Origin of the sequence: Kitasatospora hibisci, assembly GCF_043950205.1 — a bacterium.
Lineage (GTDB): Bacteria > Actinomycetota > Actinomycetes > Streptomycetales > Streptomycetaceae > Kitasatospora > Kitasatospora hibisci.
On sequence record NZ_CP171642.1, the window covers coordinates 5,228,703 to 5,241,096 of the forward strand.

Consider the following 12,394-nt stretch of genomic DNA (forward strand, 5'->3'; position numbering starts at 1 on the left):
CAATTCGTTTTCGTGGAGGCCACGACGGGATTCGAACCCGTGTAAACCGCTTTGCAGGCGGTCCCCTGAACCACTCGGGCACACGGCCGTGCGGTCGAGCTGGGGCGGAGCCGGGCCGGAGGTGGCCCGAACAGCTGGACTGCGGGCGCGTTCAGGCGCAGCGGCACCAGCCTCAGGCGCAACAGGCGCGACAACAGGCGGGAGCCGCGGCGCAGGTGCGGGGCGCAGCGGGGGCCACCGTCTTCCTGTCCATTTCCGACTCCTGTCGTCGTTCGCCGTTTTGGTGAATTCATCCTCGCGGACGCCGTGGCGGATCGTCAATATCTCCTCGTGAATTCTGCGTGGCGGGCTGTGCTACGGTCGGAGACAGGTGGCCCTTATCCGGCCGCCCCGGACGAGCGCGTCGTACCCGGTGACGACAAGACGGCGCAGTACAGCGGCAACCCGGCCGCTGCCGACTGCGGAGGTCCGATCGCCATGGCGTGGCTCGTTCTGATCATCTCGGGTGTCCTGGAGACCGTCTGGGCGGTGGCCCTGGAGTCCTCCAGGGGCTTCTCCCGGCTCGTCCCCACCCTCGTCTTCGGCATCGCACTGGCCCTGAGCATGGGCGGCCTGGCGTACGCGATGCGCTCGATCCCGATCGGCACCGGCTATGCGGTCTGGGTCGGCATCGGCGCCGTCGGCACGGCCCTCTACGGGATGGCGGTGCTGGGCGATCCCGGCACCCTGGCGCGGATCGGCTGCCTGCTGCTGATCGTCTCCGGCGTGGTGGGTCTCAAGGTGCTGCACTGACCCGGCGGCCGGGCCCGGCCCGCACGGGCGAAGGCCGCGCCAAGGGGCCGCATGAGGAGTCGATCAAGGACTGAAAGTCAGGGGTCATCCGATCGGATGGGTCTTACGATGTCACGTATGACCACAGCCTCCCCCACCTCGGTCGACTCCGTTCCGACACCCGGCGAAGAGACCGACTCGGGCGGGGTGCTCAGCGGCCCGTACCGGGCGCTGACCCTGGGCATCGTCTCCGTGGTCCTGCTGCTGGCCTTCGAGGCGACGGCGGTCAACACCGCGATGCCGGTCGCCGCCCGCCGGCTGGACGGCCTGGGCCTGTACGCCTTCGCCTTCTCCGGCTACTTCACCACCACGCTGTTCGCCCTGGTCGTCTCCGGCCAGTGGTGCGACCGGCGCGGGCCGCTGCAGCCGCTGTTCACCGGCGTCGCGGTGTTCGGCGCCGGCCTGGTGGTGGCCGGGGCGGCGCCCGGGATGTGGGTCTTCGTCGCCGGGCGCGCGGTCCAGGGCCTGGGCGGCGGGCTGGTCATCGTGGCGCTGTACGTGGTGGTCGGCCGGGCTTATCCGGAGCGGCTGCGCCCATCGGTGTTCGCGGCCTTCTCCGCGGCCTGGGTGCTCCCCTCGATCGTCGGCCCGGTGGTCTCCGGTGCCGTCACCCAGCACCTCGGCTGGCGATGGGTCTTCCTCGCCGTCCCGGTGCTGATCCTGCTGCCGCTCGCGGTGATGGGCCCGGCGTTGCGGCGTTCGGAGCGGGCGCAGCCGGCGGCGACGGGCGCGGCCTTCGACGGCCGCCGCACCCTGCTGGCGGCGATGGCCGCGGTGGGCGCGGGCCTGCTGCAGTACGCCGGCCAGCGGCTGGACCTGCTCGGGCTGCTCCCGGCCGCCGCCGGAGCGGCGCTGCTGGTGCCCGCGGTGCTGGGACTGCTGCCCGCCGGGACGCTGCGGGCCGGGCGCGGCCTGCCGACGGTCATCCTGCTGCGCGGGGTGGCGGCGGGGGCGTTCTTCGCGGCGGAGGCCTTCATCCCGCTGATGATGGTCACCCAGCGCGGTCTGTCGCCGACGCTGGCCGGGCTGACGCTGACCAGCGGCGGCCTCTCCTGGGCGCTGGGCTCGACACTGCAGGGGCGGCCGGGCGCGGAGCGGTACCGGGAGGCGATGATCCGCGGCGGGTTCGTACTGACCGCGGTGGCGATCGCGGGGGCGGCGTTGGTGCTGGTCCCGGCCGTGCCGGCCTGGGTGGCGGCGGTGGCCTGGGGCGTCGGCGGGATCGGGATGGGCCTGGCGGTGGCGAGCATCAGCGTGCTGATGCTGCGGCTCTCCGCGCCGGAGGACGCCGGGGCCAACTCGGCCTCACTGCAGATGAGCGACGCGCTCGGCAACGTGCTGCTGGTCGGCCTCGCCGGGGTGCTCTTCGCGGCGCTGGGCGGCGGCTCGCTGGCCGCCGCCCAGGAGGGGACCGGGGGCGCCGGCTCGTCCGGCGCGTTCGCGGCGATCTTCCTGACCATGACCGGGGTGGCGCTGCTGGGCGCCCTGGTGTCCGGCCGGGTGCGGAAGGCCTGACGTCACTTCCCGCCGGCGGGGATGTCGGCGGTCGACGGGGCGGTCGGCGGGGCGGTCGTGGGGCCGCCGGTGGCGGCGGCCGGGCCGGGGGAACCGAGGAACGCCTCCCAGCCGCCGGCCGGGGCCTGGCCCTGGGCGAGGCCCTGCAGCTTGCGCAGCACCGCCGGGTCCTGGGCGTCCAGCCAGTCCACCAGCTGGCGGAAGGAGACCAGCCGGACCTCGGGCCGGCCGGCGATCGCCCTGAGCACGTCCTCCACGGCGTTCATGTAGATGCCGCCGTTCCACTGCTCGAAGTGGTTGCCGATGATGTACGGCGCCCGGTTGGTGGTGTACGCCCGTTCGAAGCCCATCAGGTAGGCGTCCCGGGCCTGCGCCTGGTACGCCGGGTGGAGCGCCGGGTCCGCCTTGGTGTTGCTGCCGGACTGGTTGAACATGATGTTGTAGTCCATCGACAGCACCTGGAAGGTGTGCCCGGGGAAGGGGATGGACTGCAGCGGGAGGTCCCAGAGCGCCCCGCCCTGGATCTTCTGCGGCCAGACCTGGGTGCCGTTGCCGCTGCTGTCGTAGCGCCAGCCGCGTTTGGCGGCGGTCGGCAGCAGGTTGCGCTGGCCCTCCAGGCAGGGGGTGCGGCTGCCGATCAGCTCCCGGCGGTAGTCGAAGGGCAGCGCCGGCAGGTCGGTGAAGCCGGTGTTGGTCCGCCAGTTCATGACGAAGTCCATCGCCTGCTGGATCTCGCTGTCCCACTCCTCCGGCGACCACCTGCCGACGCCGGTGGCGCCGCAGAAGTGCCCGTTGAAGTGGGTTCCGATCTCGTGGCCCTCCAGCCAGGCCGCGTGCAGGTTCTCCAGCGTGTCGCGGATGTGCTGGTCGCTCAGGTAGCCGATGTCGGAGGCGCCGACCTTGTGCTGTGGCGGGCGGTAGAGGTCCTTCCTGGACTCCGGCACCAGGTAGAGGCCGCTCAGGAAGAAGGTCATCGACGCGTCGTGCTCCCGGGCGAGCCGGCGGAACCGGCCGAACAGGCGGTTGTCCAGTTCGCCGGCACCGTCCCAGGAGAAGACCACGAACTGCGGCGGGCGCTCGCCGGGCTTCAGCGGCTCGGCGGTGGGCTGGCGGGGCTGCGGGCCGGTGTCCGAGGTGGAGCCGTCGCCGATCAGGGTGGCCGGGGGCTTCGGGGTGTCGCCCGCTCCGGTCCGGTCCGCCGCCGGGGTGGTCGGCACCGGCGCCGCCTTCCCGCCGGTGCCCCCGCTGCTCCCGGCGCATCCGGCCGCGAGGGTGGCTGCGGTCGCGGCGCCGGCGGCCAGCAGGGACCGACGGGAGAGAGCGTCCATGGTCACTCCGTTCGTGGGGTACCGTCGCCCGGGCCCGTTCGGACAACTGCCCGGTCAGACAAGTGCGGTGATAGACCTTTGAGCGGGGTCAGCATGGCATGTGGGCGTGATCAGTCGTTGATTCACCACGAATGATCGGAATCGATCGCCCGATTGATGCAACCGGATCGCCGCCCTTGGTTGTCGATGGACATGCGGGGCGGGCCTGGCGGCTGTTGCTCCCTCCGGGCGATCACCGTCCCGGTCGGAGCAGACCCGGGACCCGCGACCCTGCCGATCGGCGGGTGCCGGTACGACCATCGTGTGGATGTGTCATAAAGTCCGGTCCGGTTGAATCGTTCCCAGGAAACTCCCAGGAACGGTCAAGACGTCGGCAGAGGGGAGCGCCGGGTGGGTGCCCAACAGAGCAGGAGTCCCTGGCCGGGCACCCTGGCGGTCGGCACCGCGGTCGTGCTCGGCGCCTGGCTGCTGCACGACGGCGGCCGGCTCGCCCTGCCGCCGGTCCCGGCCGCGGGGCAGGCGCTGTCGGGCTTCGCCCCGGTCTCCGTCGTCCCACCGCTCGGGCCCTCGGCGCCGATCCGGATCCGGATCCCGTCCGTCCGGCTCGACGCCCCCGTCACCGACCTCGGGCTGGACGGGGAGGGCCGGCTGCAGACGCCGCCGGAGAACGACCGCAACCTGGCCGGCTGGTACCGCGGGGGCGCCACCCCCGGCCAGCGCGGCACCGCGATCATCGCCGGCCACGTGGACAACCGCAGCGGTCCCGCCGTCTTCTACCACCTCGGGGCGCTGCACCGCGGTGACCGGATCGAGATCGTCCGCGAGGACGGTGCCACCGCCGTCTACCAGCTCTACGCCATCGAAGTGCACGACCGAAAGGACTTCCCGGACGACCGGGTGTACCGCCAGGCCGCCGACGCCCAGCTCCGGGTGATCACCTGCGGCGGCGGGTACAGCGAGGAACACGGCTACCAGGGGAACGTGGTGGCCTACGGCTTCCTGGCCGCCACCACCCGGCCGGGGAAGAACGTATGACGACCACCGAGCTCGCCCTCAACTGGAACCCGATCGACTGGCCGCTCACCCACGGCCCGATCCCGTACGCCGTCCTCGCGGCCGGCTGGATATCCGTCGCCGCGCTCGCCCTCTCCCGCGACCGGCGCTGGCTGACCCTGCGCCCGGTCGGCGCGGTGCTGCTCGGCGGCGCACTGACCGGCCTGGTCGAGGCCGTCGTCGACGGCTGGTGGCACCCGTTCCCCGAAGGCCTGCCCGACTACGTCATCGGGTGGATCGCGCTCGCCCTGTTCGGGATGTCCCTGGCGCTCTTCCGCGCACCGCTGCTCTCCCGCCGCCACCGGCTCTACGCCGCCGGCGCCGCCGCCCTGGTGGTGCTGGCGGCGGCCTCCCAGGTCAACCGGGGCTTCGACCAGTACCCGACCGCGCGGACGATGCTCGCGCCGAAGACCCAGGCGCTGACCGCCGGCCAGGCCTCCGACACCGTCACCACGCCGCCCGACCGGGCGCTGGCCGACGTCTGGCAGGCCCCGCCCGACCTCCCGACCAAGGGCACCGTCTCGAACACCCGAATACCCGGCACCAAGTCCGGCTTCGAGACCCGCGACGCCTACGTCTACCTCCCGCCGGCCTACCAGGCGAGCCCCCGGCCGCTGCTGCCGGTCATGGTCCTGCTGCCCGGCCAGCCCGGCGCCCCGTCCGACTGGATCACCTCCGGCGCCATCCAGGACACCCTGGACGCCTTCGCCGCCGAGCACCACGGCCTGGCCCCGATCGTGGTGGTCGCCGACCCGACCGGGGACTCCTGGACCAACACGCTCTGCCTGGACTCCCGGATCGCCAAGGCCCACACCTACCTGGCCGAGGACGTCCCGGACTGGATCCACAGCCGCCTCCAGACCGCCACCGGCCGCACCTCGCTGGCCGTCGGCGGGCTCTCCCTCGGGGGCACCTGCTCGCTCCAGCTGGCCGTCAACGCGCCCCGGGTGTACGGCACCTTCCTGGACATCTCCGGCCAGTCGGAGCCCACCCTCGGCAGCCATTCCGAAACCGTCGCCAAGGCCTTCGGCGGCGACGAGGCGGCCTTCGCGGCGGTCGATCCGCTGCACCTGATGGCCGCCCGGTCGTTCCCGGACACCGCCGGCGTCTTCGTCGTCGGCGCCAACGACCCGGACTTCCGTCCCCAGCAGGAGAAGGCCTTCGAGGCCGCCAAGCAGGCCGGCATGGCGGTCGACTACCAGACCCTGCCCGGCGGGCACAGCTGGTCCGTCTTCCGGGGGGCCTTCGAGCAGAACCTGCCCTGGCTGGCCAAGAGGATGGGGCTGATCCGGTGATCCAGCTCGGCACGGCGCCGACGGGCACCGCGCAGCGGCGCGCGCCCTCCGTCCCGGCACAGCCCGGACCGCCCCCCGGCCCGTCTCCCGACCCGCAGCCCACCCCGCGGCCCGGCCGGCGCCACGCCGCCCGGCTGGCGGGCCGGATCGCCGGCCGGCTGCGCGCGGCCCCGCTCACCCTCACCCTGCTCGGCGTCCTCTGGGTGGTCGGCGGAGTCACCGGGGCCCTCGCCCACGGTCCCTCCCGGGAACTGCTGGCCCGGATCGGCGTCGGCCTGCCCACCCTCGCCGAGGGCCGCTGGTGGACGCCGTTCACCTCGCTGATCTGGTGCTCCAGTGCCAGCTCGTACGTCTGCACCAGCCTGCTGCTGCTCCTGGTCGGCCCGGTCGCCGAGAACAGGCTCGGCCGGGCCCGCACGCTCGCCGTGCTGGTCGTCGGGCAACTGCTCGGCACCCTGCTCGGCACCGGGCTGGTCGGGGTCGGCGCGCGGGCCGGCGAGCAGTGGACCGGCGCCGTCGCCGACCAGACCGCGTGCGGCCCGGTCACCGGCCTGTTCGCACTGGCCGGGGTGCTCGGCTTCCGGCTCACCGTGCTCTGGCGGCGCCGGCTGCACCTGCTGGTGGTGCTGGTGCCGCTGGTGATGACCCTCTACGTCGGTCACCTGCAGAGCGTCCAGCGGTTCGCCGGCGCGCTGCTCGGCCTCGGCGTCGGCGCGCTGCTCGCCCGGGGGCGGCGCCAGCGCAGCCCGCTGCGCTCCTCGCACACCGAGACCCGGGTGCTGGTCGCGCTCTGCCTGGTGGCAGCCGCCTTCGGGCCGCTGATCGCCTCGCTCTACGACAACGCCACCGGGCTGTTCAACACCTTCTCCGAGCTGTACTTCTCGCACCGGCTCACCCCGGACGAGATCGCCGACTTCTGTGCGCTCTCCGCGCACGACTGCGCCCGCGCGAACGCGGTCGAGCGGATCTTCGACACCCCGGGCCGGCTGATGGCCGCACTCTTCCCGGCCCTGCTGCTGGTCCTCGCCGAGGGCCTGCGCCGCGGGCTGCGGCTGGCCTGGCGGATCACCGTCGCCACCGAGCTGCTCTGGGTCGCGCTGCTGGTCTGGCTGTTCACCGAGACCGGCTCCGCCGGCGGGGGCGTGCTGCAGTACTTCGTCGAGGCGCTGCTGCTGCCGCTGCTCACCACCGCCCTGCTGCTGGCGACCCGGCAACGGTTCGGTCTGCGGCTGCCCGGCGCGGTGCTCGCCCGGCTCGGCGCGGTGCTCGGCGGGGCGCTGCTGATCGCCTCCGCCGCCTACGCGGGCCTCGGTGCGGCCGCAGCCGGGCAGTTCGAGCCGTCCGCGACGTTCCGCGGGCTGGTCGCGGGCCTGCCCGCGCAGTTCCTGCCGCCCGCCTACAACGACCTGCTGCCCGACTACCCGATCGCCGTCGGCCCGTTCGCCCGGCTGCTGGAGGCCAACTGCGGCCTCGCCTTCTGGGCGGTCGCGCTGGCCGCGCTGCTGGTGGCCTTCCGCCGCCCGGTGGTGCACACCGACGCCGCGGACGCCGCCCGGGCCCGGGCGCTGCTCACCGCGCACGGCGGCGGCACCCTCTCGTTCATCTCCACCTGGGACGGGAACCACTACTGGTTCGACGAAGAGGGCCGGGCCGCCGTCGCCTACCGGGTGCTCTCCACCGTGGCGCTGACCACCGGCGACCCGTTCGGCGAGCCGGAGGCCCGCGTCCGCGCGGTGGCCGGTTTCGCCCGGTACTGCGACGCCCGCGGCTGGACGCCGTGCTTCTACAGCGTCACCCCGGAGACCGAGGCCGCCGCCGGGGCGCTCGGTTGGCGCTCCCTGCAGGTCGCCGAGGACACCGTGGTCGCCCTGCCGCAGCTGGCCTTCACCGGCCGCAAGTGGCAGGACATCCGCACCGCGCTCAACAAGGCCGGCAAGCAGGGCATCACCGCCGAGTGGTGGGCCTACCGCGACGCGCCGCTCGCGCTGCGGGACCAGATCCGCTCGATCTCCGAGGAGTGGGTCTCCGAGAAGGGCCTGCCCGAGATGGGGTTCACCCTCGGCGGGCTGGAGGAGCTGGACGACCCGGACGTCCGGCTGCTGGTCGCGGTCGACGCCGAGGGCACCGTGCACGGGCTGACCAGCTGGATGCCGGTCTACGAGAACGGTGCGCCGGTCGGCTGGACGCTGGACTTCATGCGCCGTCGCTCGGACGGCTTCCGCGGGGTGACGGAGTTCCTGATCGCCTCGGCCGCCCTGGGCTTCAAGGAGGAGGGTGCGCGCTTCCTCTCGCTCTCCGGCGCGCCGCTGGCCCGCTCCGGGCAGGACGCCCCGCCCACCGGGCTCCAGCGGATGCTCGACTGGATGGGGCGGGTGCTGGAGCCGGTGTACGGGTTCCGCTCGCTGCTGGCGTTCAAGGCGAAGTTCCAGCCGGAGTACCGGCCGCTGTACATGGCGTACCCGGACCCCGCGGCGCTGCCCAGCATCACCCGGGCGATCGGCAAGGCGTACCTGCCGCACCTGACGGCGGCGCAGGGGGTCCGGCTGATGCGCCGGCTCTCGTCCTGAGCCCCGTCCCCGCCGTGGGCCCCGGCCCCGCTCAGCCGAGCAGCTCGGCCAGCGCCCGGTCGGGGTCCAGGAACAGGTGCTCCTCGCCGTCGGGGACGACGACCCGGCTGCGCCAGAGGAAGCGCCGCAGGTCGGTGCTGTCGAACTGGATCAGCGCGGTCCCCTCGGGCGCCCGCAGCTCGACCATGGTGCGCCGGCCGGTCGCGGGCCGGATGTGGACGTCGCCGAGGCCGGCGGGCAGCTCCAGGCCGGCCGCCAGGAGGTGGCGGGCGAAGACCCAGACGATGTCCCGGCCGCCGTCCGGGTCCGGCCCGTCGCCGGGCCCGTCGGCCGGCCCACCGGCCGGTGCGTCGCCGGGCCCGTCGCCCGGCTCGTCCAACGAGAACTCGGCCGGGAACGCCATCCGGACGGCGAGCGGGTCGTCCGGGCGGTAGGACAGCGTGACCCGCAGCCGGGCGGAGCGGTGGGTGGAGAGGATCAGGCGGGCCTGGACGGTCTCGTCGACGGTGGGGGCGTGCACGGCGGTTCCCTTCTCGGTGCGGCGAGGCCTCGGCGACGGCTGTGGCGGTTGGGGCGGCCTCACCCTGGTGAGAGTCGTGCGGGAGAACGCTCTTACCCGGTTTCCCGGGACAGTCCACGTGATCCGCGTCACATCGATTTCCGGCCGCCGAATGTGCCGCGGCCGGCCCCGCGAGGGCCTGGCCTGGCCGCCCGATCGGCGCCGGGCCGGTACGCTGGGCGGGTTGCCCGATTGCCGCCCGACCGCGGTCCGGGGCCGCAATTCCGCCTCTGACCTGCGACGATCCCCCTCGGAGACCGTGAGTACTGCCGCCGCCTCCTCGATGCCGCTCTTCTCCGACGTGCCGGACCCGCACGCGCCCGTCCGGGCCGTGGCCCAGGCCGCACCGGCCTCCTCGCACCACCTCTCGCCGGCCTTCCCCGGCCGCGCCCCCTGGGGCACCGCCGGCAAGCTCCGGGCCTGGCAGCAGGGGGCGCTGGACAAGTACATCGAGAACCAGCCGCGCGACTTCCTCGCCGTCGCGACCCCGGGCGCCGGTAAGACCACCTTCGCGCTGACGCTGGCCTCGTACCTGCTGCACAACCACCTGGTGCAGCAGGTCACCGTGGTCGCGCCGACCGAGCACCTGAAGAAGCAGTGGGCCGAGGCCGCCGCCCGGATAGGCATCAAGCTGGACCCGGCGTACTCCTCCGGGCCGCTCTCCCGGGAGTACCACGGCATCGTGGTCACGTACGCGGGCGTCGGCGTGAACCCGATGCTGCACCGCAACCGGACCGAAGCGCGCAAGACGCTGGTCATCATGGACGAGATCCACCACGCCGGTGACTCCAAGTCCTGGGGCGAGGCCTGCTTCGAGGCCTTCGAACCGGCCGCACGCCGGCTGGCGCTGACCGGTACGCCGTTCCGCTCGGACACCAACCCGATCCCGTTCGTCCAGTACGAGGCGGGCGGCGACGGCATCCGCAAGTCGGTGGCCGACTACACCTACGGCTACGGGCACGCGCTGGCCGACCACGTCGTCCGCCCGGTGATCTTCCTCTCCTACAGCGGGAACATGCGCTGGCGGACCAAGTCCGGCGACGAGCTGGAGGCGCGGCTCGGCGAGCCGATGACCAAGGACCTGATCGCCCAGGCCTGGCGCACCGCGCTGGCCCCGCAGGGTGAGTGGATCCCGAGCGTGCTGCAGGCCGCGGACCGCCGGCTGACCGAGGTCCGCAAGGCCATCCCGGACGCCGGCGGCCTGGTGATCGCCACCGACCAGACCGTGGCCCGCGCGTACGCCAAGATGCTGCGCGAGATCAGCGGCGAGAAGGTCACCCTGGTCCTCTCCGACGAGGCCGAGGCGTCCAAGCGGATCTCCGACTACTCGGCCGGCACGTCCCGCTGGATGGTCGCGGTCCGGATGGTGTCCGAGGGCGTCGACGTGCCCCGGCTCTGCGTCGGGGTGTACGCCACCTCGATCTCCACCCCGCTGTTCTTCGCCCAGGCCGTCGGGCGCTTCGTGCGCGCCCGCAAGCGCGGCGAGACGGCCTCCGTCTTCCTGCCGACCATCCCGATGCTGCTGGGCTTCGCCAACGAGATGGAGCTTCAGCGCGACCACATGCTGGACCGGCCGAAGAAGGAGGGCGAGGGCCTCTTCGACGAGGAGGACCGGCTGCTCGCCGAGGCCGAGCGGGCCAACGACGGGCCGGACGGCGCCGGCGGCGAGGAGTTCTCCTACGAGGCGATCGGCTCCGACGCGGTCTTCGACCGGGTGCTGTACAACGCCATGGAGTTCGGCATGCAGGCGCACCCGGGCAGCGAGGAGGAGGAGGACTACCTCGGCATCCCGGGCCTGCTGGAGCCGGACCAGGTGCAGATGCTGCTGCAGAAGCGCCAGCACCGGCAGATCCAGCGCAGCAAGGGCAAGCCGGCCGACGAGGCCGACCTGCTGGAGCTGCCGGCCGAGCAGCGGCCGGTCGTGACCCACCAGGAACTCCGCGAGCTGCGCAAGGAGTTGAACGCCCTGGTGGCGGCCTGGCACCACCGCACCAGTCAGCCGCACGGCACCATCCACAACGAGCTGCGCCGTCAGTGCGGCGGTCCGCTCACCGCGCAGGCCACCGCCAACCAGTTGAAGGCGCGAATCACCCGAATCCGGGAATGGGCGAAGTAACGGTCCTTCGGGGATGGTCCGGCGGTATCCCGAAGGCGATATGACGTTCAGGTATACGCGGAGGATTCATAGAGACAGCGGCCTGATCATCCGCTAGTGTTCCGCGTGCCGCGCCGCCTCCGGGCCGTCAAAGCTGCGCTCCGCCCCGTTCGGGCGGCTGCCGCGGCCCCGGTGGACACGGCCGGCACCTCACCCCTGGAGGACGCGACCGCCTTCGTCGCGCCCTCGGACATGTCTTCACAAGGGGCACACCGAACGTGTCGTACCCGCCCTACGCCGCCCCGCAGCCCGAGCTGTCCGACAAGTCGAAGATCGTCGCGGGTATCCTGCAGCTCTTCCTGGGCGGGTTCGGTGTCGGCCGCTTCTACACCGGTCACGTCGGCATGGGCATCGCCCAGCTGCTGACCTGCGGCGGTCTGGGCTTCTGGGCCCTGATCGACGGCATCATGTTCCTCGTCAGCAACGACCGCACGGACGCCCAGGGCCGTCTGCTGCGCGGCTGACCTTGCGCCCACCGCACGCGGCGCGCCGCCCCGGCCGCGACGGCCGGGGCGGCTTCGCCGTTCCCGTCCGGGTGCGCACGGCCCTGCCGCCGCTGGCGGTGGCCGTCGGTGGGCTGGCCGGTGCCGCGTACCTGTGGTCGCGGAACCCGCACCTGCCGGGGCAGGCGCTGCCGTTCTGCCCCTGGCGGAGGGTGACCGGCCTGCAGTGCCCCGGCTGCGGCGGCACCCGGCTGGCGTACGACCTGCTGCACGGCGACGTCGCGGCGGCCTGGCACGACAACGCGGCGCTGCTGCTCGCGCTGCCGCTGGTCGCGCTGCTCTACCTCACCTGGTTGCGGCACGGCCTGGCCGGCCGGAGCTGGAGGCCCGTGCTGGGCCGGGCCGGCACCGCCGCCGTGCTCGGCGCCGCGGCGGCCTGGACGCTCGTGCGGAACCTGGCGCTCTGAGCCCGGCCCCCCGGCCCCCCTCCGCGGATTGCGGGTACCCCCCTCCGGCCCGGTGTCCGGACAGCGGACTGTGTTCGAACTGGCGCCCCCACCCGGCTCGCGGATTGTCGGCATTTGCCCGCATTTGACGGTCGCCACGCAATTGATCTTGACCGAATTTTGGACAACCACTTCCGCCGCG

Annotated in this window: 10 protein-coding genes, 1 tRNA gene and 1 riboswitch; of the genes, 8 read left to right on the forward strand and 3 right to left on the reverse strand. The window is 73.2% G+C overall.

Features of this window, described 5'->3' with window-relative positions:
* Positions 1-13: 13 nt before the first annotated feature.
* Positions 14-88 (reverse strand) — tRNA-Cys (locus ACF9IK_RS22890).
* Positions 89-367: 279 nt separating this feature from the next.
* Positions 368-433, forward strand: a riboswitch (guanidine-III (ykkC-III) riboswitch).
* Positions 434-477: 44 nt separating this feature from the next.
* Here ACF9IK_RS22890 and ACF9IK_RS22895 point away from each other — a divergent pair.
* Positions 478-792 carry a DMT family transporter gene (locus ACF9IK_RS22895; protein ID WP_395295991.1) on the forward strand — a complete coding sequence of 105 codons (315 nt, stop codon included), beginning with the start codon at positions 478-480 and terminating at the stop codon, positions 790-792.
* A 117-nt stretch (positions 793-909) separates the two neighbouring features.
* Positions 910-2,346: an MFS transporter gene (locus tag ACF9IK_RS22900; RefSeq protein WP_395295992.1), complete on the forward strand. Its 1,437-nt coding sequence runs from the start codon at positions 910-912 to the stop codon at positions 2,344-2,346.
* Positions 2,347-2,348: 2 nt separating this feature from the next.
* Here the strand turns inward: ACF9IK_RS22900 and ACF9IK_RS22905 are convergent, their stop codons facing one another.
* The gene (locus ACF9IK_RS22905; protein ID WP_395295993.1) at positions 2,349-3,674 is read right to left on the reverse strand and encodes a hypothetical protein; all 1,326 of its coding nucleotides are present in this window, start codon (positions 3,672-3,674) and stop codon (positions 2,349-2,351) included.
* 390 nt (positions 3,675-4,064) lie between these two features.
* Between ACF9IK_RS22905 and ACF9IK_RS22910 the strand changes: the two genes are divergently transcribed.
* The 3 genes from ACF9IK_RS22910 to ACF9IK_RS22920 are packed head-to-tail and all read left to right on the forward strand — an operon-like array spanning position 4,065 to position 8,589.
* Entirely contained in the window at positions 4,065-4,709 is a 645-nt protein-coding gene (locus ACF9IK_RS22910; RefSeq protein ID WP_395295994.1) for a class F sortase, read from the forward strand.
* Entirely contained in the window at positions 4,706-6,022 is a 1,317-nt protein-coding gene (locus ACF9IK_RS22915; protein WP_395295995.1) for an alpha/beta hydrolase, read from the forward strand. Before ACF9IK_RS22910 ends, ACF9IK_RS22915 begins: the two co-directional genes overlap by 4 nt.
* Entirely contained in the window at positions 6,019-8,589 is a 2,571-nt protein-coding gene (locus tag ACF9IK_RS22920) for a rhomboid family intramembrane serine protease (RefSeq protein ID WP_395295996.1), read from the forward strand. The genes ACF9IK_RS22915 and ACF9IK_RS22920 overlap by 4 nt, the downstream gene beginning before the upstream one ends.
* Positions 8,590-8,620: 31 nt before the next feature.
* On the opposite strand, the gene ACF9IK_RS22925 is transcribed toward ACF9IK_RS22920, so the two are convergent.
* Positions 8,621-9,109, reverse strand: a complete 489-nt coding sequence (locus ACF9IK_RS22925) for an SsgA family sporulation/cell division regulator (RefSeq protein WP_395295997.1) — start codon at positions 9,107-9,109, stop codon at positions 8,621-8,623.
* A gap of 322 nt (positions 9,110-9,431) precedes the next feature.
* On the opposite strand from ACF9IK_RS22925, the gene ACF9IK_RS22930 reads away from it, so the two are divergent.
* The 3 genes from ACF9IK_RS22930 to ACF9IK_RS22940 all read left to right on the forward strand — a co-directional run bounded on the left by ACF9IK_RS22930 (position 9,432) and on the right by ACF9IK_RS22940 (position 12,213).
* Complete coding sequence (locus ACF9IK_RS22930; protein ID WP_395298658.1) at positions 9,432-11,264, forward strand: DEAD/DEAH box helicase; 1,833 nt, start codon at positions 9,432-9,434, stop codon at positions 11,262-11,264.
* A 257-nt stretch (positions 11,265-11,521) separates the two neighbouring features.
* Positions 11,522-11,767 (forward strand): TM2 domain-containing protein, encoded by a 246-nt coding sequence (locus tag ACF9IK_RS22935; RefSeq protein WP_395295998.1) that lies wholly within the window; start codon positions 11,522-11,524, stop codon positions 11,765-11,767.
* 2 nt (positions 11,768-11,769) lie between these two features.
* Positions 11,770-12,213: a DUF2752 domain-containing protein gene (locus ACF9IK_RS22940; protein WP_395295999.1), complete on the forward strand. Its 444-nt coding sequence runs from the start codon at positions 11,770-11,772 to the stop codon at positions 12,211-12,213.
* Positions 12,214-12,394 lie beyond the last annotated feature (181 nt).

Bases quoted from the DNA above. Each gene is read 5' to 3' on its own strand.
- ACF9IK_RS22930 (WP_395298658.1), top strand. From the start codon at position 9,432: ATGCCGCTCTTCTCCGACGTGCCGGACCCGCACGCGCCCGTCCGGGCC.
- ACF9IK_RS22915 (WP_395295995.1), top strand. From the start codon at position 4,706: ATGACGACCACCGAGCTCGCCCTCAACTGGAACCCGATCGACTGGCCG.
- ACF9IK_RS22895 (WP_395295991.1), top strand. From the start codon at position 478: ATGGCGTGGCTCGTTCTGATCATCTCGGGTGTCCTGGAGACCGTCTGG.
- ACF9IK_RS22905 (WP_395295993.1), bottom strand. From the start codon at position 3,674: ATGGACGCTCTCTCCCGTCGGTCCCTGCTGGCCGCCGGCGCCGCGACC.
- ACF9IK_RS22900 (WP_395295992.1), top strand. From the start codon at position 910: ATGACCACAGCCTCCCCCACCTCGGTCGACTCCGTTCCGACACCCGGC.